Origin of the sequence: Paenibacillus sp. JNUCC32, assembly GCF_014863545.1 — a bacterium.
Classification (GTDB): domain Bacteria; phylum Bacillota; class Bacilli; order Paenibacillales; family Paenibacillaceae; genus Paenibacillus_AQ; species Paenibacillus_AQ lautus_A.
This window is the reverse complement of sequence record NZ_CP062260.1, coordinates 786,197-810,259: the sequence shown is the minus strand read 5'-3', so window position 1 is coordinate 810,259 and position 24,063 is coordinate 786,197. Positions and strand designations below refer to the sequence as shown.

Below are 24,063 nucleotides of genomic sequence, written 5' to 3'. Positions count from 1 at the left end.
AGTTTCCCTATCCCTCAATCTCCCTGTATATGCTGAGCGCTTTCTCCATCTTCTGAGTATACTCCGCGGATTGGCTTGAATTTAGCAGCTTAACATCCTGACTCCCGCTGGAGCTGAGCAGATCCTGGCCGCTCAATACTTGGATGAGTCTGTTCACGGTACCTTCGCTGCCATCGATAATTCGGATATGATCCGGCAGCAGATCCGACAAAATCCTTTTGTAAAAAGGATAGTGCGTACAGCCCAAAACGATCGTTCCATACTCATTCAGATCAAAGGCTTCAAACTTCTTCGTGAAGTATGCGTTCATGATCTCGGGGTCGAAATTCAAAGCCTCACAGTGCTCGACCAGCTCCGGTAAAGGCAGGGAATCCACGATATGCATGCTATCGACTCGCCGGACCAGGTCCTTATACTTCGACTCCTTCAGGGTCAGCGGCGTGGCAAGCACCAGGATCCGCTTCCCGCTGGCACGGTTAATTTCAACAGCCGGCTTTACGGCAGGCTCCATCCCGATAACCGGAATCGGATAGGCCTTCCTTAAATCGGAGATCGCCATGCTTGTAGCCGTGTTGCACGCAACGACGATGGCTTTGACCCCTTCCTGCATGATGGTTTCCATCGCTTGATGTATGTAAGCTTTCACGTCTTCCTTAGCTTTGGTGCCATATGGCACATGGAGGGTGTCCGCAAAAAATAAAAAGTCTTCATGGGGCAGCTTTTTCATAGCCGCCCTTAACACGGTTAAACCGCCTAAACCTGAATCAAAAAAAGCTATTCTCATTGTTTTTCACCTGTCGTTATATGTTGGTCTGTCCGTATCATTGCAATCGATGTCCTTATACATTATACTCCACTTCCCGGAAACGCGCAGAGCCATCTGAGCATTAAGCGTTTCAAAATAAACAGACCCGGCCAAGTAAGGATCTCGGGAGGCCGGGTCTGACGTGTTGTTCTTTTGCATAGGGAAGAATGATTAACTTCCTTCATGATCATGAAAAAAACGCAATCCATTTACTCAAAGCATTTCAGCAAAGCCAAAGCCTCTTCATGATCGGGCTCCAGAACGAGCGCCTCGCGCGTATATTCCAGAGCCTCCTCGTCCAGGCCAAGCTCGTAACAACAGATCGCCAAACAGTATAATACCGTTGGCACCGGCTCGTCTTCATCCGTGTCCACGGATTCCTTCAGGAAGAACTTGGCCTCCTCGTACATATCCATCTCAAACAGCACCAGTCCCGCGTCCAGAGCCAGATCATAACGCTGTTCCATCACATAATACGATGACCACATCTTGAAGATGCCTGCACGGATATCCAGCATTTCTTCGTCATTGGCCTCCGGCAGCAGATTCGAGATGCGCTTCGCGCTCTGAATGAAGAACTCGGCGTCATACCCGCCCAATCGCCAGAAGGACAAAATTTGCTGCAAGCCCATGCTTTCAATATTCCGGTCGACCCATTCCTTCATACTGAAGAATTCATCCGGTCCGAAGCGTTCGATGAATTGACGGTAAGCGAGCCGGGTATTGGCATAACTAGCCGGTGCTTCCAGCATGAGAATGCAGCCGACGTTAATATTCTTATAATGCTGCGTAGGGAACATGGCCAGTGCGCCTCGCTGTTCGAACACATGCTGCAGCGCGTGATAATTAGCCGTTAGCGAAAAGCTGCCATGGTAAATTAATTGCGGCGGCTCGGCGAATTTCCAATTATCGATGCGATGATCTCCTTTATCCGCCGTGAGGAGCATGAAACCTGACGTGGATAACCGATTCAGACGTTCCAAGCAGGTCAAGCCCACCTCCGGAAACAGGATATGCGAATCCTCCAGTTCTTGCTGGTAATGAGCAATCACATCGCGATAAGGGTAAGTATCTTCTTCGTATCTTGGTGCCCGGCGGTGCTCGTAAGCCAGCTTCATGCGTTCCAGCGCTTCAGCGGGCTTGAGCTTATGGTGCTGCTCCGGAAATTCGATGACTACATCGCTCTCATAAATCTGGCCTTCCCCGACGTAGATCAATTCTTGCGGAATGCCGTCAAAAAAATAATTGGCGACGATCAGCAGCGGCTGCTTCAAATCCCCGGGACTTATCGTGGTCTTCGACACTACCAAGTTCAATTCCGTATCATGCACGGCATCGAACCTCCCGAAGTCCAGCAGTCCCTGCTCAATATACGATTGCATGGCAGGATGCTGCTGCCATGCCGTCACATTCTTCATCGGCAAATCCGTCATGACATAGCGGAAAGGAGGCAGCGCTATCCCCGTATCATCTCTCAGCTCGCACAGCTTGTGCAGCACATGGTAACCGAGGCGTCCGGCTCCGGCGCCCAATTCCAGAATCGTCACGGGTTCGATGATATCGCCCCGATCCGCGCGATCTCGAAGGAATCCGAATATCATTTCTGCGTAAGCCGTAGCAATCATGGGGTTGCTCGTAATATACTGCGGGACCTGATCATTATTCCACGCCTTCATCCCCAGTTCTTCATAATATGTCCGCTGTAGTTCCCAGATGGGTGCTTCACTGAAACGGAAGCGTTGTTGATTATTATCCGTCATTTCTATTTAACCCTGCCCTCTATGTATCTTATTAGTACAATCTGAAACCTCGAATGCTTTTACACGGTTAGACCAAAGACCAATCCATTGTCTATAGAATGGTACCATATAACTTGGTTCTTCCCAAACCTTCGAAGTCAGGAAATCCCGCGGACTCTCTTCGCTTGATAACCGTTTGACAAACCAACGGGCAATAGGCACCTTTCCTTCCTCTCCCTAATATAGTGTAGGAGAACAGAAGGGCGGGATGTACATGGTTGCGAGCACGGAGCAAGAACAATGGGCCATTTTCCTGGCGGCGATCTGCGGACAAACCTATACACAATTCACCAGCACGGACGGCTCATTTGTCCTTCCGCTAAACTTCTCGCTGTTCGACACCATTGAAGCGAATTCCTTGATCCGCGTGTCGGAACGCTTCGGGTTTATCCTTGAATCGCCGGAGGAGATTATAATCGCCTTTCGGGGTACCATGTCCTCCACGGATTGGATCACGGATGCCATAGCCTCCCAAAAGAACTTCAAATACATCAAAGATCCCGCGCTCACGCACCGCGGCTTCACCAGCATCTACGCTTCCGCCCGCGGGCAGATCATGTCGGCGCTTGCAAGATTGCCTGTCGATAAGACCTTGTTCATTACAGGCCACAGTCTCGGAGGGGCACTTGCTACCTTGTGCGCCGTGGATGTTGCCGCGAACACGGATCACCAATCCCCCCATGTTTTCACTTACGGATCACCGCGCGTAGGGGATCCCGATTTTGCCAAGGCCTTTGCCAAATATGTTCGAAGCAGCTTTCGTATAGCCAACCTGTTCGATGTCGTCACTCATGCACCGCCCAGTATCTACAAACTGCCGAAACGGGAAAAGAAATACTATTACAGTCACGTCCATACTCATTGGCCATTGAACTTCCAGAATGGGTCGGTTAGCGGCAATCATGTAATCAGCAGTTATTATGCGGAGCTTGCCAAGCTCCAGCCGCCATTTGCCGAGCTTTTAAATTCGGCGAATCCCGGATTCTGTCCCGTCACAGAATTACCAATAGAGAAGGTGTAAGCTTATCTGGAGGGTCATATAAAGAAAGCGGATTTCCCTGAAGAGGAAATCCGCTCTTTTATGGCTTAACCGAGAATCGATTACACGCGAGTACCCGTTAGCATCGGGAACAATACCTTCATCTCAGCGTCATTCGGTCTTCGGCCATAATCCGCAATTTCGAAAGGCTCGGCATATTGTACGCCGGCTGCATACTCTTGACCATACAGCTTGGCAAGCGTAGGCAGCATTTCGTCCGACACGCGCAGAAACCGATTCCAAAACTTCAGAATAAAATCCCGCTTCTCTTCCCACGTATCCGGTACGGCATGCAAGAAACCGCCCTGCCAAGGGGCAAACTCGTAAAACTGGGAAGCATGGGCATCGCAGGCCAGCAATTTCTTCTCGATGACGCCTCCGGCATCGATGACCATATCCGGTTGATATGACGCCCGTGCCGCGTAATCCGGCATCAGCAGATAGATCGGGGATTTTTTTAATGACGGTACTTCGGGCACGGCATTAGGTACATTCGCCACAAAATCTGCGGCATCCCGCACGACCTTCCCGGCATTTCGGTTATCCACATGGCCGGGACCGTCCGGATGGAACGTGATGACGATATCCGCCTCCCAGCCGCGGATTTGACGGATCACTTCCTTGCGTACGTCCGGTGTCGGCATCAATTCGCCATCGGGTATGGGCAGAACGACATATTCCAGAACCCCAAGATGCCGGGCAGCCTCATGGGCTTCCCGTATACGACGGTCGATCAGGTCCTGCCCGCTCATTTCATGATGACCGCAGCATCCATCGGTTAACGTAACGAACTTCACCCGATGACCCATCTCTGCGTAGGCTGCGGAGATCGCTCCTGCATAGATTTCGGGTTCATCGGGATGCGCTGCAATGACAATCACATTGAGAATAGTGGACATCTATTGCTTCCTCCTTATCGTTTCTTCAATAAACGATCGATGTATCGATTACTTCAAACGTTTCATCAATGGATGATCTTCTTTCAGCTCCAGCAAATCCCACAGGTTCCCGTACAAATCCTTGAATACCGCTACCATGCCGTAATCCTGCTCTTTCGGCTCTCTTACAAACTCGATTCCCCGCGACACCATTTCGCGATAATCTCTCCAGAAGTCATCGGTATTCAGGAACAGAAACACTCGGCCGCCCGACTGGTTGCCTATAAACGGCTCTTGTTCCGGCTTGGATGCTTTGGCAAGCAATATCGTCGTGCCGACCGACCCGGGAGGAGCAACAACCACCCAGCGTTTGTCTTGTTCGGGCTGATATGTATCTTCGATCAAAGTAAAATTCAGCTTCTCGGTATAAAATGCAATGGCCTCGTCATAGTCCTTCACGACTAACGCGATATGAACAATGGATTGTATCATGTCCTTCCAGCTCCTTAAGGTTGAGTATGCAGCTAGTCTTCAATATTTGTTTCTAGTTATCCTCCTGCACGATCATCATGAGATTCCCGTCGGGATCTTGAATCGAAACAAACGAAATATCCGGAAACCGCTCAATCTCTCCGATGATCGTCACGTCAATGGATTTTAGATATTCGTAGGTTTGGTCAATGTCATCCGTTGGCAGTGCGAATAAAGCCTGCTCTTCAGGCGTAAACCGACCGGATCGGTGGCTGTCCAGCAGGATCAACAGATTGTCCAGCTGGATGCTGTACATCTCCTCATAGGGACCGGATCTGAAAGGCACACCCAGAAGCCTTGCATACCATTCTACAGCTTTTTCCATATCGTTAACATGAATAAATACAGACGCTATCCTTTTCTGAATGGGCATTGGGGTATGAGTCATTATTAAATCCCTCCATCTTATAGATATAGTTCCGTTTCATAATTCACAGCTTACCTAATCCCGTCTTCCTCGTCACCAAAAAACTCTTTTTCAAGAATGGAGTAATAAAACTGGTCCGTCCAGTTCCCATTCCAACATAGTTCTTCTTTAAAAACAGCTTCTTTGGTCATCCCGATATGCTCCATTAGCGCTGCTGAACGATTATTTAGCGAGTTGCACATGCCTACCACTTTATGAGCGCTCAACTGTTCGAAAGCAAACTTCAACAATAGCTTGGCCGCCTCACTCCCGTACCCTTGACCGCTTTGTTCCGGGAGAATAGCGAAGCCTAATTCCCAACTCTTCCTAAAGCCAATATAACTCCATACTTGAGCCAGTCCGATCGGTGCCCGCATCTCATCATCAGCTAATCTGACTATAAAATCATAGGCTGTTGCTTCGCCTCCCTCATTGATTCTGGCCATATATTTGCTGCGAACGACTTGTTGATCTGACTCAACCGATTCTTCAAAATGCCATAGATCCCGATCGCATTCTATTCCGCAAATAAAATCCAGATCATGTATAGTGATTTTTGATAAAATGACGTTCTCTCCAAAGATCTCCATAAAGGCACCTTTCTTATAAGTTTCAGAGTATCAATATATTCAAAAATGCGATATTTCCCCGCTCAACCTTCCAATATTATAACGAGCCCTTCAACTCTCTCAGTCGCAATAAAATTTCAGCAACATATCCTTTCATGCATACGCTGAGGAATAACCCTTCATTGAATCGGTCACCGCGAACATAACTGGTCATCAATTTTCTAAGGGTTACCAGATCGGCGCTGCGAATGCTGCTCCCCACAGGGTTATCTAAATCTCGATAAGCCTCATTCTCCGCTAACCATTCGCTCCAGTTAAATACTATGAGGAAGCCGACGTCATCCAACGCTTTACGAAAACTTCCGATTTCTTTGCTTTCACATCGATATCCATTAACGTCATGGCAAAAAACGGACCCGGGATTTTGGAAATATTCGAGGTATGGGAGCAACCGCTCCACATCTGAAGCAGTTAAGTCTGAGTCATACGGCATACCGTCACCTCATTGATTTTTATTCGTCATCGCGCAAGGTACCCATGGCACCACATATAAACGCCCTGATGCCTGTTAACGCCCCCTTGAAGCCTTCCTAGCCTCGTATGTAATCATCTGACCCGCGTTTACAGGTTGATTCATCCAGCGATAGTCAGCCGACTTCGTAATCTCATCGTATCCCTGCTTCTCTAACATGAGTTCAAACTCATGCATCCCATACCAGCTTAGAGGAAAACGCTGCAGCTCGGTCTGAACCAGATGGCCTTCCTTCCATTTTTCATATTTCAGGATCGATACGATGCGCTGGTCAAGCAGATTGCATTCCGTACGTCTTTCCTCCAAAACGATGACTTCGTTATCGGAAGTTTCCCAGCTTCTAGTCGAGGTGTGATTCGCGTCGAAATCCGTAGGAATATACAAATCCACGATCAACCTGCCCCCAGGCGTCAAATTGGAAGCATAGTGTTCCAGAGCCGATTCAGCCCGCTCGCGTCCTTCCACTAACTGAAAAGATCCTGCTGGAATGATAATGGCGTCAAAGGCAGCCGCCAACGAAAAGTTATGCATCTCGTCTTCAAACAGCTTCGCCTCAAGGCTCAATTCCGCTAATCTTCTTCTGCAGGAGTCCAGCATCGCAGCCGAATTATCCACGCCTTCGATGTTAATGCCTGCTTGGAGCAACGGGATTAATACCCGGCCCGATCCGCATCCAACTTCCAGCACCTTGCCTTCAACGTCTTTTAGGCGCTCTGTATAATATTCCACGTCGCCAAACGAGAAACCTAACGGTTTGCTCAGATCATACACTTCCGTACACAGCGCTCCGTACGAACTATACATTGTAATGGCCTCACTTTCTTTAAAATGTTTTTTGTTTCCCATCCACCCGGCTGATATGATAGCCCACTACACTTCCCGCTTCTCATCCGGCCGATAGAGGATTCTTTGGTAGTCCCAATCTTTAGAATCCATATCACCCAAGTACATCCGCTCATGCTCGGGCACCCGTTCATATTTCTCTCTTAAATGTTCCCTGTAAAACTCGGTGGGATTTTCTAGATATAAATAATAAGCGTCCCTGCATTCTTCATGCGCTGATTTCTCCCCGTTCAATTTCCTGTGGATGTCGATAAGTTCCTTGAACTTCTCCTCCTTGTCTGCCGCATACAACGGTTCAGACAGCGTAACCTCGCCAAGTCCCGCTATGCTAAGAGGCAGCGCGCCATCGAATATCGTGAACAGCGTCCCGTCCTGAAACCATTCGATTAGCTCATCGAGATGGCTGCGGACGTCAAGGGGCAGGTCGTGTACCAAGACTTGACCGTCCTGGTACACATTCAAATAAACTAAATAATTCGCACCCTCATATTTCATGAAAATGTGGAAACCGTCGCCCTCCACCGTTTGATAGAACATTTCATCCTTCACATAAAAATCAGTGGGACGAGGGGAGTGGGCCACTCTTCTGGTCTCCCATTGCTTCTGCTCACGCTCTGAAACTTCATAGATATTCACGAATTCCGGATTCATCACGCGAATGGTCTGCTTAATATGTTCATAATAGCTGTCTGGATGGAATCTCCAGTTCGTTTCCTTGACTCGGAACGCACCCAGTCCATGGATCGACAGATTTTCGCCAAGCGGAACGACAGGCGTCAGCCAGTTCGAATCGATCTTGTTTTTTAGGCCTTTGAGGTCAACCAGCTCCCAGCAATTGATCATGCCGTCTTCATAGATATCTACGCCAATATAAAAGTACTGACCTCCGTTGCAGATTATTCCCGGTATGGAAGTACCTTCAACGATTTTGGATCTCCGAATCTTTTTCATATGAATCACCTTCCGTTTATAGGCAGTATATGGCTTCGTGTTTTGGTATTCCTCGAATGTGTCAGCGATTCACCCGCGTCGCTCTATTGATCCTATGAATTTCTATAGCTATGAGGGCATTCCTTACATCATATAAGAGAGCCGCAGGAAGCTCTATACCAACGATATTTATAAACATTCTCTACCAAAACCGACTCCTCATCATCCCTCTTGTAAACCTGGCATTCTTATTCTATTTTACATCCTCTTTTCCGTTTGGTAAAAATAGCAAAAGAACTACCCGGCTCATGTGATCATGGCAGCAGGAAGTCCCCTATGTGTGGTGCGTTTAAACTACACTCTTAAAAAAGCAATATAATCCGTTATGATTCCTTTGTGTCCCAAATGCCGAAGCATGGTCGTGATATTGCCTCTATGGTAGGTTCCATGATTTACGACCTGCTGGAGAATTTCCGAAATCGAATTCTGAAATGCCTCACCCGCAGTGTTGTGATAAGTCACAACCTTCCCCATATCGCCAACCGATGCCAAATATTCATGGTGCCCGGTTTGGAGCCGGCTCAGGTATTGACGAGCTGCTGCCATATCCCCGAACGGTCTCGCGGCAAGCGACGGAGGTCTTTCCTCCTTGATTCGGGCAAACCAAACTTCCTCCGCAGCTGCAAGGTGACCGAAGACTTCGGCGATGGATGTAAAGCCCAGGTTCACTTCCTGGTGAAACACGCCTTCCGGCAAGGATTGCAAATGGTCCAATAATCTTTCGTTCGCCCAAATGTGATAATCGTACAATTGAAGATACGCTTCGTTCATGGTGCACTCTCCTCTCTTGATCGCTGTATCGGTAAGCCTGAATTGACGATGCTAGCCATAGCACCTAGCCCCTAGCAGCCCACTAGAAAATTATACCATATATAACGAAAAAGCACGGAGATCAAACGAAACACAACGCATATTTTCGGATTACTCTTTGACGCTGCCAAGCACGATGCCTTTGACGAAAAAACGCTGGAGGAAGGGATACAGCAGCAGAATCGGCAGCGAGCCGATGAATATTTGCGCGGCTTTAAACGTTCGGTTGGACACTTCGGAGAGTGCCGCGGCATCGTCTGCATTGATCGACGTCAGGTTGGTCTGCACGATAACGGTCTGAAGATAACTCGACAACGGGTATTTTTCCGGAGAATTCATCAGCAACAGTCCGTCAAACCATTCGTTCCATTGGCCGACGATCGTAAACAGCGTTACGGTAGCCATGGCCGGCAGCGACAGCGGCGCGTATATTTTCCACAGGCTGGTGATGTAGCTCCCGCCGTCAATGAAGCAGGATTCCTCCAGCTCCTTGGGCAGGCCGCGAAAAAAATTGAGCAGCAAAATCACGTTGAACACAGCTACCGCACCCGGGATGACCAATGCCCAAATCGTATCGATCAGTCCGGTATCCCTTATCGTCATATACCTTGGAATAAGGCCTCCGGAGAACAGGGTCGTGAACACGAAGAACCAGGCATATTGCGTGCGGAATTTAAAATCCCGCGGTTCCTTCGACAGCGGATAAGCGATGAGCAGGGTCAGCAGCATGCTGATCCCGGTCCCAAGAACGACGCGCTGCACGGTGACCCACATCGCTACCATAAATTGCGGTTTGTTCAATACGTACTGATAGGAGCTGAGCGTAAAATCGACGGGCCACAGCTTCACGATCCCTGCCGTCGCCGCGCCTTTGGAGCTGAGAGAAACCGCCAGGATATGAACGATGGGAAGAAAGCAGAGCAGCCCCAGACCGATCAGAAAAGCGTAGTTGAAGCCAAGAAAAAATTTGCGGCTGAGTGACGGTTTATGCATACGGGACACCTTCCTTCCTAAAATATTCTGTAATTGGCGAACTTGGATGCCAGGGCGTAGGACGTCACGATAAAGACGAACGAGATCAAGGATTTGAACAGGCCGATCGCCGTGGCTACCCCATACTGGGCACCCTGCATGCCGATCCGGTATATAAACGTATCCAGAATGTCCCCGCTCTCATACACCTGCGGGCTGTACAAGTTGAACACCTGGTCAAAACCGGCATTCAGCACGTTCCCGAGCGAGAGGGTTGCCAGCAAAATGATGATCGGCATCATGCCGGGAAGCGTGATGTGCCAGGTCTGTTTCCAGCGGTTTGCGCCATCGACCGTAGCCGCCTCATACAGGGAAGGATTGATGGAGGTTAACGCGGCCAAATAGACGATGGTGCTAAAGCCGAATTCCTTCCAGATGTCCGTTATGACAAGGGTATAAGGAAACCATTGGTTGCTGCCCAGGAAAAAAATCGGCTCGATGCCGAACCAGCCCAATATTTGGTTCGCGATCCCGTTCGTCGGCGACAAAATGTCGATAAAGATTCCGCCGAGGATGACCCACGACAAAAAATGCGGCAAATAGACGAGCGTCTGCACGCCCCGTTTGATCAGCTCGTTCCTCAGCTCATTCAGCAGCAGCGAAACCAGGATCGGCACGACCAATCCCCCGATGATTTTCATGAAGGCGATAAACACCGTATTCCAAATGATTTGGCCGGTTTCCGGCAGATCGAACACATAGCGGAAATTGTCCAGCCCGATCCAGTCCGAGCCGAATAGGCCTTTGAACGGAACGAATTTCTGAAAGGCCATGGCGATGCCGATCATCGGCCAATAGCTGTAGATCAGTACGATGACGATGCCGGGCAAGATCATCAAATGAAGCGGCCACTGCCGCCGAAATTTTTTGCTTAACATAGCGATCCTCCTGTCTGTCAATGTGTATCCCATTCGCCTTCAGCAGGTGGTGAAATGAGAACAGGGGCGGGTGTCAGAAACCTCCCTCCCCTGTTCCCGTTAGCCGAGCTCCTTTATCTGTCGGCCTTCCATGCATTAACTTCTTCCGTAATCTTGTCGCCGCCGAGCTTCTTCCAATTGGCTACGAACTCATCAAAGGCGTCGATGCTCGCCTCGCCCAAAATGATTTTGATGAACGTTTCCTGTTCCAGCCGGTCGAGCGTCGCTTTTTTGTCGGCCATGGTCTCGGTCGGAGCGCCGACATAACCGTTCGAGATGACTTTGCCCGCATCGTTCAAATCGCGAAGCTGCTTCATGGAGCCTTCCGGCCCGTTGGCGGCATAGCCGGACCAGCCCATCGGGTTGTTGCCTGCGAGATATTCCTGAAATTCCTTGAACATGATCTTCGTTTCGGCGCTGGTGATGTCCGCGTCGCTTTCGGATTCCAGCGCTTTGGCCAGCTCCTCCTGCCGGATCAGGTCTTTGTTCGGATTGACGACCTCGACCAGCGAATATTTGTTGACTCCGATGGATACGCCGTCTTCGATGATTTGGCCGTACTTGTCAAATTCCGCATTGTCGCTGTACAGCTTCTCGTAGTACTGGTTAGCCAGCTTGACGATGACCTCGGGATGCTCGTACCCCTTTTTGACCACGTAATATTGGGATACGGCAAAAGGCATCTGCACCGTCGCCGGACCGCCCTCCAAAGACGGGATAGGGTAGGACTTCCAATTCACCGATTCATCTTCTTTCACCATGTCCCAGAAAGGCCATGCCGGATACCAGCTTGGTCCGATCAGCATGCCGATTTTGTGGGTGGTCACGGATTCAAAGACCTTGACGGTATCCTTTACGCCGAACTCGGGGTCGATCAGCTTGTTCTTGAACATGTCCTGCAGCTTGGCCAGCGCTTCCTTCATCTCCGGCTGAATGCTGCCGAACTGCAGTTGCCCCTCCGCGTCTTCGATCCAAATTTGCGGGAAACCGCCGAAGCCGTTAAAGAAACCTACCGAAGAGCTGTTTAATCCGATATCCTTGGTCAGCGCAAGTCCGTAGGTATCCGCCTTGCCGTTACCGTCCGGATCCTGCTGGGCAAACGCCTCCGCAATGGCCACAAGGTCATCCATCGTGTTCGGTTCAGGCAGATTCAGCTTCTCCATCCAATCCTCCCTGACCCACAGCAGGGGAGCCGAGCCGCCGATTACCGGCTGGGTGGACGGGATCGCCAACAGCTTGCCGTCAAACGTCGCGGAAGGGAGCGCGTTTTTCTCGATCTCCATGACCTTCTTCAGGTCATCGCTGGCGTAATTCTCGAAAGCGGGCGTCAAGTCCGCCAATTGCCCGGCGTCCGCAAGCTGGCGCAGCTGCTCCGGCGTCACCTGCATGATATCCGGGAGGTCATTCGAAGCAATCGCGATATTCATTTTGGATTCATATTGCTCCTGGCCCGTTACCACCCATTTATAGTTGAGGTTGATGCCCATTTCCTTATATAGGTCGGTCCACACGTTGTTTTTAATATCCTGTCCGGACGGGAACTTCACTTCTTCTCCCACAAACCGGACGGCATCCAGCTGAATGGGAGGATCATACTTGCCGAACGGGTCGCCCGGCTCCATGGCCGAGGCTTCGCTATCGGCGGATGAACCAGCAGCGCTGCCTCCGCCTCCTTCCCCTTTGCTGCAAGCGCTTAAAATAAACACGAAAGCCAGCATACTGATCCACAATACGGACAAGATCTTATTTCTCTTCATGTTTGCGACCTCCTTGAATTCGATGTTTGTATAGAGTATAAGGGAACAAAAAAAGAGCTATCTACTTCAAGCTCTTTACTTTGATATCTTCTCTTTACATGTTGTGAAGTTCTCTGTATTCCTGCGGCGTCAAATGGGTCGTTTTTTTGAAAAAGCGGTAAAAATACGGCGGAGAACTGAAACCCACCGCAGCGGCGATGACATGGATTTTGTCCGTCGTCTCCTTCAGCAGCTGCTTCGCTTTGGCCAGCCGTGCCGCATTAATCGACTCGGACAGGCCCTCACCGGTCACTTGTTTGTACAATCTGGACAAATACGAAGGGTTGTGTCCCACGGCCTCCCCGATTTGCGTCAAGGACAGGTCGCCGCTTAAGTGATCCTCGATATACCGCTGAACTTTGGCAATCACTTCATGCTGCTGATCCTGCTTCCCCTGCTCTTTCCGGTTGAAGATGATGTCCGCCAGCCTTTCGAAATATTTGGCCGCCTCCGTCCAGGAATCATGCTCCTCCAAATGAGTCAATGTGATATAATCCACCGCCCCTTCCACGTTCCGGCAGAGAGCTTCCATATCCACCAGGGACGGCATCATCACGGACACCAGGCCGTAATATACCTCCATTTTCAGCAAATATTCAACCTCCGGCGGGAAGGAAGAGGTATCGGTCACCTCATGGAACAGCTCCATGAATTCCTCCCGGTCCCCATTGTCTAAACAGCCGCGCAGCAGCTCCATCCGCTTCAGATGCGAGCGAGAGCGCCCCAGAAAATGCCCCGTACGATCCGGGCGGTTGCGCTCACGGGCTTCGGTCAACAAAGATTCGTGGCCGATCCCGAGGCCGCTGTCCAGCAGCTGCTTCAGTCCTTCGAACTTGTCCGGCAGCCGTTCCCAATCGACCCACTCGCCAGCCATGGCAAACGACGTCTTCAATTTCAGAAGCGTTTTGCAAACGTCCTGAATTTGTTCCAGCATCCCGTGGACAAAACGCTGGACCCGTTCCGCCGCCGGACTTCGAACCTCCTCCGGATGCTCCTCCCCCTCCTCTTTGTGCTGCAATATCCAGATCATCTTGGCCCTGCCGAACTCCACGGCCATGCCGTCGGTCATCGGGCCGAGCAGCTCGCCGATGATATTCTGGACTGCGTACAGCATCAGCGATTGGGCCGATGGACTTTCTTGCCTTTGCCAGCCGTCCAGCCTGCATAACAGCAGCAGGCATGGCTTGCCGGGATCCAGCTTCATCTCCAGCTCCGCAAAGCGCTGCTCCAGCTCCTCCCGCCGAATAGGACCAGGGGCTTTTTGCATCAGCTCCAGAACGTACTGCTGCTGTAAAAAAGGCAGCGCCATGCGCATATTGTCCCTCGCTTTGGCAAGCAGAATGTCTGCTTCCATCTCCTGGTCAAGCAGCTCCACGGTCTTCTCGATCGCGCTCAGCACGGCATCGTTTCCCTCGGCCTTGAGAACGTAATCGACGCTTCCTTGCCGGGTGGCCTCCTGGATATAAGAAAAGTCGTCGTATCCGGTCAAAAAAATCACTTTGCAATGGGGCCACTGCCTGGATATTTCCTTTTGCAGGGCAAGGCCGTTTAACCCCGGCATTTTGATATCCGACAAAACGATGTCCATTTTCGCCCGTTTAAGCCAGCCCAAGGCTTCCGAAGAGGAATAAGCCTTATATACCTCAAGCTCGAGAAACTCCGCGCCAAGGCACAATTCCGCAAGCCCGTTCACGATAAAAGGTTCGTCATCCACGATCAGTATTCTGAACCTGCTCTTCATCCGTCTCGCTCCTTTCTTGCTTTGGCAGTGTCATATCGATTCTCAAACCGCCCAGCCGGCTTCTCGAAAAGGTCAATCCGCCCGCAGGCCCGAATTTTAATCGAAGGCGTCGGTGCACGTTGGATAAACCGGTGATCTCTCCTTTCACGTCCGAATTCTCGATCATGGATTGCAGGTTCCGCAGCCTTTCGTCCGTCAACGTCTCCCCATTATCCTCCACGACGATATGCAGGACATGCCGCTCAGCGGCGATGGTAACCCGGATTTGCCCGTCCGCCTCCTTCTCCTCAAGTCCGTGCTCGTATGCATTTTCGATTAAGGGCTGAAGGATGAGCAGCGGAACGTCCAGTTGCTCCCAATCACCGGGGATGCCATCCCAATAAGCCGATATCCGGTTATGGAAACGGATGGACTGAATGTCCACGTAAGCTTTGGCATGCCCCACTTCCGCCTTCAACGAAACTTCGTCGGCAGCGTTGCGGGTGATGAACCTGAAATATTCCCCCAAATGCCTCGTAAAACGAACGATATTCTCGTAATCCTCCATCTCTCCCATCTGATGAAGCGTAAAGAAGCTGTTATATAAAAAATGGGGGTTGATTTGGGATTGGAGCTGCTTCAGCTCGGAACGCTGCGAGCGGATTTTCTGCTCAAACACTTCGTGGATCAGTACCTGCAGGCGCTTCACCATATGGTTAAACTGCTCGTACAGATAGTGGAACTCGTCATGATGCTTATGGCGCAGCTCCACCCGGGGACTGTCGAAATCGATGTTGCGGAATGCCCTCACCATCCGCTGAAGCGGCTGATGAATTCGGCTGTAGATCCAGCCCGAGAACAGAATAACCACCAGCAGGGAGAAGCCCGACAGCCCGAAAAAGATCATGCGGTATTTCCCCAGCGGGCCCAAGAATTCGGCTTCGGGCACATACACCACCAGGTCGGCATTCAAAAAGGCGGAGCGCTCCACGCTAACCCAATAGTTGGCCCCGTCCGCCTTTACCTTCGTGTTGTAGGGAAGCTTTGAAAACTCGGTGCTTGTTAGCGCTTCCAAGTCAATGCGTTCGGCCAACCGCGGACCGATGCCGCCTCCGTCCTCCTGAGTCAGGACCCAGCTATTGTCCACGCCGATGAGAACGGCGCCCCCGTCCCCCGTGGCCAGCTGCAGGAGCGCCGTTTGCATCTTCGGAACGGAGAGCTCCGCCGCAATCGCAAAATTAGGCGGATGGCCGTTTCGCAATCGTTCCGGGTATACCATACCCAGCAGAAGCTTGTTCTTCCATTCGAAAATGACCCGTTCGGGATGCTCCTCAAGCGCCTTCATCTGCTCTGGCGGCATGGCTCCTTCGTACGACACCTGCTCAATCGTTTTCTCAATCAACGGAATATACGTTTTGGCTTCCTGAACGTATTGATTGGAGCTTTGCAGCAGCCGCATTTTGCCCTGCAGGCGGTTGATCGCCTGAAAATATTCGGAACGGCTCATGGCAGGCGCGATGGTGCTTAGCTTTTGCAGGTCGGAGTCCTGCGACAAATCGTTCATCAGCAGCACCGTCGATCGCAGCTCCTGTTCCAGCGTGCGCATGAAAAAATTAGTCCTCGCATTCAAGGATTGGGTAATTTCCTGCTCCACGCTCGCAAGCCCGGACTCGTTCATGTAGAGGGCAGCGGCGTAAACCGGCATAATGGCCAACAAAAAGCCGGCCACGATTTTGGGATAAATCGATTTGAACCACAGCAGCTTCATCGTTTTCCTCCACTTCGTTACCATGATCGCTTCGCCTTACCGATATACAGGATGAAAACGGACCATAACGGTTAAACGATTGTTCACGACCGGTTAGCCCGGGTAAAGCAAGGACATCCGACAACTTCAGGATATCCGCTTTCGCCGGGTTGAACCTGTATCGTTAAGATTCATTATGTTTGGGAGGGACGGACCGGTTAGCCTTCCACCATCAAGCTTGCGACCTCTCCTCTCGTCGAGTCGGGACCGACCTGAATGCGGAACTCGCCCGGCTCCACCACCGGCTTCAGGTCAAGGCCGATCAATTCCAGCTGCTCGCTGCCGATGGTGAACGTTACTTCCTGCGTTTCCCCGGCCTTCAGGAACACCTTTCGGAACCCTTTCAGGGCCTTCTCGGGACGGGTAACGGAGGCGGCCAGATCCGAGACGTACAGCTGAACGACTTCCGCGCCGTCCCGTGCTCCCGCGTTGGTCACGTCGATCCGGACCGTGGCTTCGCCGCCTATGGGAACAACGGCCGGCTCGACCGTCAGACGGCCGTAACGGAATTCCGTATAGCTTAAGCCGAAGCCGAACGGATACCGCGGCGCAAGATCCGTCTCCAGGTAACGCTTGCCCCGGGTCCGTCTGGCATTATAAGAGACCGGCAGCTGGCCAACCTCCTTCGGAATGGACAGCGGCAGACGGCCGGACGGGTTGATATCGCCAAACAGCAGGTCCGCAATCGCGCTGCCTCCCTCTTGGCCGGGATACCAAGCTTCGACGATCGCCGGAATAAACTCGTCGATCCACGGCTCCGTAATCGGCCGTCCGTTGATATAGACAACAATCACCGGCTTGCCGAGCTTCTGGAGCTCCTGCAGCAGCTCCAGCTGCACGCCCATCAGCGTCAGGGTCGAGCGGTCAATCCCTTCCCCGCATTCCATATCGCTCTCGGCATGTCCGGTCACGACCGAGGCACCGGTTCTCAGATCGATGGTGCCCTCCCCGAAATCCCGTGCGCTGGAGCCGCCAAGCACCATCACGATGACGTCGGCTTGCTCGGCGCATGCCAGCGCCCGAGGAAACCCTTCCCTTGAATCGCCTTGTATGCGGCAGCCCGGCGCATACAGCACGCGGCTGTCTCCCAGCCGTCGGCGGATGCCGTCCAGCACCGTTACGATCTGCCCCGGCGGCTGGGGGGAGGTATAATCGCCAAGCTGATGGTACGGCGCATGGGCGTTGGGGCCAATGACGGCAATGGTTCCGCTGCTCGAATCCAGAGGCAGCAGGTTCCCCTCGTTTTTCAGGAGCACGATGCCTTCAGCCGCCGCCTGGTAGGCCAGAGCGATATGCTCCTTGCAGCCTATGATCTGCTCTGCCCAGGCTGGATCCACATAAGGCCGATCAAAGAGTCCCAGGCGAAACTTCAGCTCCAACACGCGTCCGGCTGCCATATTCAGATCGTCTTCAGTGACCAGCCCTTGCTCCAGCGCTTGCTGAAGATGTGCCCGGAACATGGTCCCGGACATCTCCATGTCGACACCGGCCTTCAGCGACTGGGCCGCCGCCTCCACGCCCGATCCGGCCGTATTGTGACCGCATGCCAACATATGGATCGCGCCGCAATCGGTAATGACGAAGCCGTCAAAGCCCCACGCCTCCCGAAGAACGTCTTGCAGCAGGTACCCGCTGGATGTGCAAGGGACTCCGTCGATTTCATTATAGGCCGTCATGACCGACAAGGCACCCGCTTCAACGGCCTTGCGGAACGGCAGCAAATCGACCTCGTGAAGCTCCCGAAGGCCCATGTGAACAGGGGCCCCATTGCGTCCCCCTTCGGAAGCGCCGTAGCCTACGAAATGCTTCAGCGTAGCCAGCAGGCTGGTATGCGAATCCAGGCGCTCGCCTTGCAGTCCCTGCACGGCGGCAACCGCGAATTCGGCCACCAAATGGGGATCCTCGCCAAAGGTTTCTTCGGTACGGCCCCAGCGGGGATCCCGTACCACGTCCAGCACCGGCGAATAGGTGGCCGCTCCCCCCTGAGCTCTTGTCTCGGCGGCAACGGCGCGGCTTATGCTGCGGAACAGCTCCGTGTTCCAGGTGCTGCCGATCGTAAGCGGTACGGGAAACACCGTCGCCCCGATCGCCATATGCCCGTGGGAGCATTCTTCCCCGAACAGAATCGGAATCCCCAGCCGCGAGTGCTCCATCGCATAACGCTGAATCGCATTAACCGCTTCCGCCCCTTCCCGCGGGGACAGACCGTTCGCCAGCGTCACCCCGGTCCAGGGATCGGCCCGCAGCGTTCCGTACAAGGAACCGATTCCTCCCTCCGCAAGCTGCGACTTGAACTCCTCGGTTAGCTTGATCGTACCGTCGTCGCTTCTTATGTAAGCTTTCCAGCCGAACGGCTGGATCAGCTGCCCGATTTTCTCCTCGACCGTCATCCGCTTCAGCAAGTCCTCGACCCGCCGCGAAACCGGCCATGCAGCGTCCTTGTAGTCCATGGCGCACACCCTTTCCTATTCCTGTTAGATTCGTTCTTATTGATCTCATGCAACCGTTTGTTGAATGTTCCAGCATCCTATGGGGTTTCGGTTTTATGCTCTTCCCCATCGGATTCAGCGCCACACCGCCTAAGCAGCAGCCCTGCCGAAATTCCCGATGGAGGAAAAAGGCTCTCCGGCACGATCCGCTCGGCCGAAGAACCTCCCACTATGCGTATCCTGCAGAATGGCTGCACCGCACCTGGACAAACCAGATCAACGGCTAGAACCGTCTTCCAACCTTTTCATGGGCGAGCACGCCTCAAGATGGTTGGATCTGCCGGATGCGAACCTCCTCCGGCCGGTAAACCGTCTGCACTTGTCCCCCGGCATCGGTCGTAAACATCACGGTCCGCTCCCGTTCCAATTCGAAGGCGTAAACCTTTCCGGTTGCCGGGTCCTTTACCTCGACCTCTGCGCTTGCCCCATGCTCGGAGACGAAGACGTACAAGCTTCCTTGCCCGAACGTCAGCTTGCGGCCGTAAATACCCGGAAGCTCGCCTCCCTTCGGCCATTCCAGCTCAGGCGAAACGGCTGCGGAGCGGATAGCTTCCGCGTACAGCGCCTGGATCGGCTCCCAGCGCTCATTCATCTCGACCGGGAGCGGGCACCAGATGAACCGTCCCGAGCCCAAGGTCACCGTGACGGGTGCCAGCGTCCCATCCAACCGGCCCGCCGGACGATCCACCGCCAGCGCGTTAATCTTCCGCTCCCCGAACGAAACGGCGAAATGCTCTCCCGCCAGCTCCAGCGTTTCTTCCCGAAGAACGTTGGCATGGACGGTTTCGCCGATCTCCTGCTGCAGACGATGCGGTGCCGGTCCCCAATACGCATCGGTGCGAAGCGGGCCGGTCCACAAGACCGTGCTCCCTTCCCTTGCCAAGTCGAGGAGCTGGGCAAAAGCGCCATCGTCGAAATTATGCGCGCTCGGCACAATGATCAGCTTGGCCGGATAGCGCTTCAGGTCCTCCAGCTGATATTCGCCGATGCCCCGCGGATGGACGTTCATGCCGAACGTCAATGCGCGCATGGCTCTCGTCGTCGCTTCGTACGCCAGCTTGCGGCTGGAAAAATCATTCGAATACGGGTAAACGACGGCGATATCCTCCAGCTGCCGTTCATCGTCGAACAGGCCGGCTGCTTCCTTCATGAAGCGGCCGAAGTCATAGGACACATCGGCCTCCGGCTTCTGCGTTCCGTCCGCCCGAAGCGCCCCGATGTTGGATTCGTTGGCATTATCCATGAAGTAGTTAATATTCCAAATCCACTGCACGGCACCCGCGCCCCCGGTCGAAAACGAATACGCGTACTTCCGCTCCAGGATGCTGCGAAGCTCTTCCTCCGTCCGCTTGGCGATGCCGTCCGGACGCTGCACGTGCATGATGCCGGTCTCCTGGATCAGATTCGGCTTGTCCGGCGTTTTCGTAAATATGCCGTCCCAGGCCAGGTGATCGTTCTGCCACCAGGAGTGGACCGTCGTGTAATCGACCGCGGGGCCATAGAACGAAGGCGACGGACGCTGGGAGCAGATGCCCTCATCCTGCCCGACCGTTACCAGCTGGCGGGGATCGGAGCGGCGAATGGTGCCGATGAGCTCGGACGCCCACCGATTATGCATGTCCATGGTGAACAGCGTGAAATCGATCCACGGTCCCCACTTCTTCGGCTGCAGCACGCTGTTGAACAGCTTGTCGTCCGGACTCGGCGCAGGCGCCGACTCGAATGAAGGCAGCTCGCCCGGCGTCATGTTCCAGCGCTCCTGAAGCAGCGCCAGATCATCCCCGTGGCGCTGCCGCAGCCACTCGGACCAGGCCTGCCGCTCGAACCGGTCCCCTATCGATACCGGCCCCTCGAAGATTCGCTTCGGATCGAACAGCGAAGGCTCGTTGATCAGGTCCCAATGCACGTTGGTCGTGCCCCTGTGACGTCCGACGATGGAGGCGACGAAGCGCTTTTGCGCCTCCACCGATCGCGGATCCAGGTAGGGGTTCACGCCTTCCCAGGCTTCGGGCGCAAACGAGAAGAACGTAAACGTCACTTCAAGCTCATGCCGCTTGGCCGTCAGGATAAAGCCATCGATCGCCCGCATGACGTCCTCGGCCGCATGGCCGTCGGCAAACATGATCATCCGGTACCCCGTCCATATGCCCGTCCGGATCAGGTTGATTCCTGCCCGCTTCATCTCCGCCATATCCGCATCCCAACGCTGCACGTTCGGCAGATGGAGGAATTTGCGCGCGACGTCGGAGGTCATGTACGTCATGCCAACGATCGGAACCGTCCGCCCGCCGCGGCGGAAGTAATCGCGCCCGCATTCCAGCCGCTCTCCCGCCTGCAGCAGCGGACGATCGACGCCCCATACCGCCTGGGTCAGGGTGCGGCGCTCCCCGGAATCGGACTCGGCTTCGCAAACGATCCGGTACAAGCCCGCTTCCAGCCGTACGGGTACGGACAAGCGAAGCTGCTGCAGATCCCGCTGTTCCATGCCGGCTTCCGACTTCTCTTGTCCGGTCCAGACGGTCTCGCCGTCGGCTTCCTTGATAAGACTCACTGCAAAATGCCAGGTCTGCGCCGGGGCAGACGTCCGGGACAACGACTGCAGCTGGATCGTCAGCCGCATCTGCTCGCCCGGCTCGTAGGAGGCGTAGTTCGGCTTCAGCCACAGCTCCGTCACGCCTGTTCCCGCGTATTCGGCCAGATCCTTCAGGACGTCCATCCCTTTCGTCTCCCAGAACGATGCCCTCAGCTGCTGGTTGATCAGAATCCAGCGGCCCCCGGCGTAATCGCCCTTATGCTGCTCCAGCATGACGACCGGAGCGGACCGCTCGCGTCGATCACGGTCCATGCCGATCAGCAGCGGCGAGATGACGGCGTCCATCGGACCGCATGCCCCCATCTCGGCCGGGATGTCGCTCGCTTTGGTCGGATGCAGCGTCAAGCCCCAGGTCGGCTCCATGCCGAACAGCTCCTCGCGCCCCAGCAGGATCGGGCATTCGGCGGAGGCCTTCAGCTCCCGGACGCGCGATACGTCAACCGCCAGCGCATCATGGATATCCATTCGCTGATGGTAAGCCAGCTGCTCGCGTTCGGCATGCCAGCTTCCGTTCAGCTCTCGAACCGGCCTGCGGAAAGGCACGCCTCCGGCATGAACCAGACCGCCGCCGGCCTTCAGGTGGGCTTCGATGGCCGCCCAAGCCGCTTTCGGAAAGTATGGCCCGTGCAGATGAACCAGCGCGTCCCAGCCGCCTTCCGTCAGACGATCAGCCACGTCCGCGGCACCTGCGACCACCGCCCATTCCCGCAATCGCTCCAGTGCTTCAGCAGACGGACGTTCGCCTTCGTAAGGAAAATGCTCGTCGTAAAATACCAGCGTTCTCATCGCCTACTCCTTTCTTGTCCGCGGCTGGCCGTCGACGTATACGGATGTACCGCGCGTTCGCGCCCAGTCGGCGATCCGGGAAGGGTCGCCGGTCCAAAGGCGGTTCACTCCCCATGGATTGGTCTGCGGCCGCTCCTCGCATTCGATGCGGATGACCGGGAACAGCTCGGTCGGACGTTCCCGCGGCAGCCCTTCGATCCACAGCACGTCGCCTTCCTGTCGGAACGACAGCTCCTGCCCCGTTGTCAGCAGCGTCACCCGTGATACCGGCGTCACCAGATCCGCCAGCCTCAGCACCGGCCTCCCATCCCAGAAGCGGATGATGAGATACAGCTTGTTGTCTTTCATCGTCTGCCGCCCGTAGGTGATGAACTCCGTGAGGTTCCCGCCGTCGGAGCCGTAGATGGCCTCGCCGTGAACGTCCAGCCACTCCCCGATCTTCAGCGCCCGCTCAACGAACGCCGGCGGAAGCTGTCCGTCGGGCTGCGGTCCGACGTTAAGCAGCAGATTGCCGCCCACGGTCCCCCCTTTTTCCGCGCACTCGCACAGCATGTCGAGCAGAACGTCGGCCGGACGCCATCGTTCGCCGTTCGTGTACCCCCACAGCCTCCACGTGGTGACCTGGCTGGATTCCCACAGCCGCTTCTGATCCGGGACGATGACATGCTCCGGCGAGCCGAAATCGCCCAGCACCTCGGAATCGCCCGAGCCGCCGCCGCCGTCCGCATGCAGCTTCTCCTCCTCGGACAGCCCAAGACGGTTGTTGACCAGGATATCCGGCTGAATCGACTTCATCCGTTCCACAAGCTTGATGCTGTCCAGGTCCTCCGCGGTTCGCGGCCAGACCCCGTCAAAAAAGAAATGATCGATGCGCCCGTATTTCGTGACCAGCTCTTCCACTTGGGCATGCAAATACTGCTTCATCGTCTCCCAGCCCACGGGATCCTTCTCCGGTCCGTCGAAATAAGCCGGGATCCGCCAATCGATCCAGGAATAATATAAGCCGACCCGGAGCCCCTGGGCCCGGAACGCATCGGTAAATTCGCGCACCAGATCCCGGCCGGGCGCCTGCTTCGCGCTGGAATAATCCGTCGTGGCCGTATCCCACAAGCAATACCCGTCATGATGCCGCGTCGTTAAGCAGGCATATCTCATCCCCGCCTTGCGCGCGGTGTACGCCCAAAGCTCGGCGTCAAAGAATTCCGGATTCCACTCGCAGGCCTTCCGCGCGTATTCGGCCTGGTCCAAATGCTCCCGGAACAGAACCTGCTCGCCGCGCCCGTATTGGGCATAAGGCCCGAAATGAATAAACATGCCGTACCGGCTTTCCGTAAACCATTGCCAGCCTTCCCGGATGGCTTGTGTTTGCTTGGTCATGAACTACGTCCTCCTTATTCTGCACGGCTCTTGCCGTGCGGCCAGCCTTAATAAAGACTTTCGCTTCTAACTCTTTGAGCGGTCTCAAGGCTTCTTATGACCTTTACTCTAGCCCGGGAATCCCTGTCTTGAACACTTTACTTTTGAGAGAAAACTTTGATTTTGGCCAATATCGGAGAATTGAAGTCCTAAACGGTAACGTGGATCACTTTCGAATCCCCTTGGAGTCTCCTTCGAATTCCCTCTGTACTCCTCACGGAACGCTCCATGGCGACGCACGAAAAAAAGCAACCCCTTCCCGGTTATCAAACCGGGGAAAGGATTGCCCTGTCCCAATGTTTCTT

General features: G+C 53.9%; 19 protein-coding genes. 1 reads left to right on the top strand and 18 read right to left on the bottom strand.

What is annotated here, in order from left to right; genetic code table 11:
* Positions 1 to 7: 7 nt before the first annotated feature.
* Complete coding sequence (gene murI, locus JNUCC32_RS03645; RefSeq protein WP_192571130.1) at positions 8 to 784, bottom strand: glutamate racemase; 777 nt, start codon at positions 782 to 784, stop codon at positions 8 to 10.
* Positions 785 to 1,014: 230 nt separating this feature from the next.
* Positions 1,015 to 2,565 carry a tetratricopeptide repeat protein gene (locus JNUCC32_RS03640; protein WP_192571129.1) on the bottom strand — a complete coding sequence of 517 codons (1,551 nt, stop codon included), beginning with the start codon at positions 2,563 to 2,565 and terminating at the stop codon, positions 1,015 to 1,017.
* A 253-nt stretch (positions 2,566 to 2,818) separates the two neighbouring features.
* On the opposite strand from JNUCC32_RS03640, the gene JNUCC32_RS03635 reads away from it, so the two are divergent.
* Positions 2,819 to 3,625, top strand: coding sequence for a lipase family protein (locus tag JNUCC32_RS03635; RefSeq protein ID WP_192572586.1), 807 nt, complete (start codon positions 2,819 to 2,821; stop codon positions 3,623 to 3,625).
* Between the two features lie 80 nt (positions 3,626 to 3,705).
* Here the strand turns inward: JNUCC32_RS03635 and JNUCC32_RS03630 are convergent, their stop codons facing one another.
* The 16 genes from JNUCC32_RS03630 to JNUCC32_RS03555 form a co-directional block, all read right to left on the bottom strand.
* On the bottom strand, positions 3,706 to 4,542 hold the full coding sequence (locus JNUCC32_RS03630; RefSeq protein WP_096775941.1) for a PIG-L deacetylase family protein: 837 nt from the start codon (positions 4,540 to 4,542) through the stop codon (positions 3,706 to 3,708).
* Between the two features lie 48 nt (positions 4,543 to 4,590).
* Positions 4,591 to 5,013, bottom strand: coding sequence for a VOC family protein (locus tag JNUCC32_RS03625; RefSeq protein ID WP_009589923.1), 423 nt, complete (start codon positions 5,011 to 5,013; stop codon positions 4,591 to 4,593).
* A 52-nt stretch (positions 5,014 to 5,065) separates the two neighbouring features.
* Positions 5,066 to 5,440, bottom strand: a complete 375-nt coding sequence (locus tag JNUCC32_RS03620) for a VOC family protein (protein WP_192571128.1) — start codon at positions 5,438 to 5,440, stop codon at positions 5,066 to 5,068.
* 50 nt (positions 5,441 to 5,490) lie between these two features.
* Positions 5,491 to 6,048 (bottom strand): GNAT family N-acetyltransferase, encoded by a 558-nt coding sequence (locus tag JNUCC32_RS03615; protein WP_192571127.1) that lies wholly within the window; start codon positions 6,046 to 6,048, stop codon positions 5,491 to 5,493.
* 76 nt (positions 6,049 to 6,124) lie between these two features.
* Complete coding sequence (locus tag JNUCC32_RS03610; RefSeq protein WP_192571126.1) at positions 6,125 to 6,520, bottom strand: DUF6508 domain-containing protein; 396 nt, start codon at positions 6,518 to 6,520, stop codon at positions 6,125 to 6,127.
* A 75-nt stretch (positions 6,521 to 6,595) separates the two neighbouring features.
* Positions 6,596 to 7,363, bottom strand: coding sequence for a class I SAM-dependent methyltransferase (locus JNUCC32_RS03605; RefSeq protein WP_192571125.1), 768 nt, complete (start codon positions 7,361 to 7,363; stop codon positions 6,596 to 6,598).
* Positions 7,364 to 7,429: 66 nt separating this feature from the next.
* The gene (locus JNUCC32_RS03600; RefSeq protein WP_192571124.1) at positions 7,430 to 8,353 is read right to left on the bottom strand and encodes a DUF7638 domain-containing protein; all 924 of its coding nucleotides are present in this window, start codon (positions 8,351 to 8,353) and stop codon (positions 7,430 to 7,432) included.
* Between the two features lie 333 nt (positions 8,354 to 8,686).
* Positions 8,687 to 9,163 carry a DinB family protein gene (locus tag JNUCC32_RS03595; RefSeq protein WP_192571123.1) on the bottom strand — a complete coding sequence of 159 codons (477 nt, stop codon included), beginning with the start codon at positions 9,161 to 9,163 and terminating at the stop codon, positions 8,687 to 8,689.
* Between the two features lie 150 nt (positions 9,164 to 9,313).
* Positions 9,314 to 10,195, bottom strand: a complete 882-nt coding sequence (locus JNUCC32_RS03590) for a carbohydrate ABC transporter permease (RefSeq protein ID WP_009589917.1) — start codon at positions 10,193 to 10,195, stop codon at positions 9,314 to 9,316.
* Positions 10,196 to 10,212: 17 nt separating this feature from the next.
* Complete coding sequence (locus JNUCC32_RS03585) at positions 10,213 to 11,112, bottom strand: ABC transporter permease (RefSeq protein WP_009589934.1); 900 nt, start codon at positions 11,110 to 11,112, stop codon at positions 10,213 to 10,215.
* A 113-nt stretch (positions 11,113 to 11,225) separates the two neighbouring features.
* Positions 11,226 to 12,908, bottom strand: a complete 1,683-nt coding sequence (locus tag JNUCC32_RS03580; RefSeq protein WP_192571122.1) for an extracellular solute-binding protein — start codon at positions 12,906 to 12,908, stop codon at positions 11,226 to 11,228.
* A 94-nt stretch (positions 12,909 to 13,002) separates the two neighbouring features.
* Entirely contained in the window at positions 13,003 to 14,688 is a 1,686-nt protein-coding gene (locus tag JNUCC32_RS03575; protein ID WP_192571121.1) for a response regulator, read from the bottom strand.
* Positions 14,654 to 16,459 (bottom strand): sensor histidine kinase, encoded by a 1,806-nt coding sequence (locus JNUCC32_RS03570; RefSeq protein WP_228468870.1) that lies wholly within the window; start codon positions 16,457 to 16,459, stop codon positions 14,654 to 14,656. Before JNUCC32_RS03570 ends, JNUCC32_RS03575 begins: the two co-directional genes overlap by 35 nt.
* A gap of 173 nt (positions 16,460 to 16,632) precedes the next feature.
* Positions 16,633 to 18,924, bottom strand: a complete 2,292-nt coding sequence (locus JNUCC32_RS03565) for a glycoside hydrolase family 3 N-terminal domain-containing protein (RefSeq protein ID WP_192571120.1) — start codon at positions 18,922 to 18,924, stop codon at positions 16,633 to 16,635.
* 301 nt (positions 18,925 to 19,225) lie between these two features.
* On the bottom strand, positions 19,226 to 22,342 hold the full coding sequence (locus JNUCC32_RS03560; RefSeq protein WP_192571119.1) for an alpha-amylase family protein: 3,117 nt from the start codon (positions 22,340 to 22,342) through the stop codon (positions 19,226 to 19,228).
* 3 nt (positions 22,343 to 22,345) lie between these two features.
* A complete protein-coding gene (locus tag JNUCC32_RS03555; protein ID WP_192571118.1) occupies positions 22,346 to 23,719 on the bottom strand; it encodes an alpha-L-fucosidase in 1,374 nt (457 codons plus the stop codon).
* Positions 23,720 to 24,063 lie beyond the last annotated feature (344 nt).

Bases quoted from the DNA above. Each gene is read 5' to 3' on its own strand.
- murI (WP_192571130.1), bottom strand. From the start codon at position 784: ATGAGAATAGCTTTTTTTGATTCAGGTTTAGGCGGTTTAACCGTGTTA.
- JNUCC32_RS03640 (WP_192571129.1), bottom strand. From the start codon at position 2,565: ATGACGGATAATAATCAACAACGCTTCCGTTTCAGTGAAGCACCCATC.
- JNUCC32_RS03635 (WP_192572586.1), top strand. From the start codon at position 2,819: ATGGTTGCGAGCACGGAGCAAGAACAATGGGCCATTTTCCTGGCGGCG.
- JNUCC32_RS03630 (WP_096775941.1), bottom strand. From the start codon at position 4,542: ATGTCCACTATTCTCAATGTGATTGTCATTGCAGCGCATCCCGATGAA.
- JNUCC32_RS03625 (WP_009589923.1), bottom strand. From the start codon at position 5,013: ATGATACAATCCATTGTTCATATCGCGTTAGTCGTGAAGGACTATGAC.
- JNUCC32_RS03620 (WP_192571128.1), bottom strand. From the start codon at position 5,440: ATGACTCATACCCCAATGCCCATTCAGAAAAGGATAGCGTCTGTATTT.
- JNUCC32_RS03615 (WP_192571127.1), bottom strand. From the start codon at position 6,048: ATGGAGATCTTTGGAGAGAACGTCATTTTATCAAAAATCACTATACAT.
- JNUCC32_RS03610 (WP_192571126.1), bottom strand. From the start codon at position 6,520: ATGCCGTATGACTCAGACTTAACTGCTTCAGATGTGGAGCGGTTGCTC.
- JNUCC32_RS03605 (WP_192571125.1), bottom strand. From the start codon at position 7,363: ATGTATAGTTCGTACGGAGCGCTGTGTACGGAAGTGTATGATCTGAGC.
- JNUCC32_RS03600 (WP_192571124.1), bottom strand. From the start codon at position 8,353: ATGAAAAAGATTCGGAGATCCAAAATCGTTGAAGGTACTTCCATACCG.
- JNUCC32_RS03595 (WP_192571123.1), bottom strand. From the start codon at position 9,163: ATGAACGAAGCGTATCTTCAATTGTACGATTATCACATTTGGGCGAAC.
- JNUCC32_RS03590 (WP_009589917.1), bottom strand. From the start codon at position 10,195: ATGCATAAACCGTCACTCAGCCGCAAATTTTTTCTTGGCTTCAACTAC.
- JNUCC32_RS03585 (WP_009589934.1), bottom strand. From the start codon at position 11,112: ATGTTAAGCAAAAAATTTCGGCGGCAGTGGCCGCTTCATTTGATGATC.
- JNUCC32_RS03580 (WP_192571122.1), bottom strand. From the start codon at position 12,908: ATGAAGAGAAATAAGATCTTGTCCGTATTGTGGATCAGTATGCTGGCT.
- JNUCC32_RS03575 (WP_192571121.1), bottom strand. From the start codon at position 14,688: ATGAAGAGCAGGTTCAGAATACTGATCGTGGATGACGAACCTTTTATC.
- JNUCC32_RS03570 (WP_228468870.1), bottom strand. From the start codon at position 16,459: ATGGTAACGAAGTGGAGGAAAACGATGAAGCTGCTGTGGTTCAAATCG.
- JNUCC32_RS03565 (WP_192571120.1), bottom strand. From the start codon at position 18,924: ATGGACTACAAGGACGCTGCATGGCCGGTTTCGCGGCGGGTCGAGGAC.
- JNUCC32_RS03560 (WP_192571119.1), bottom strand. From the start codon at position 22,342: ATGAGAACGCTGGTATTTTACGACGAGCATTTTCCTTACGAAGGCGAA.
- JNUCC32_RS03555 (WP_192571118.1), bottom strand. From the start codon at position 23,719: ATGACCAAGCAAACACAAGCCATCCGGGAAGGCTGGCAATGGTTTACG.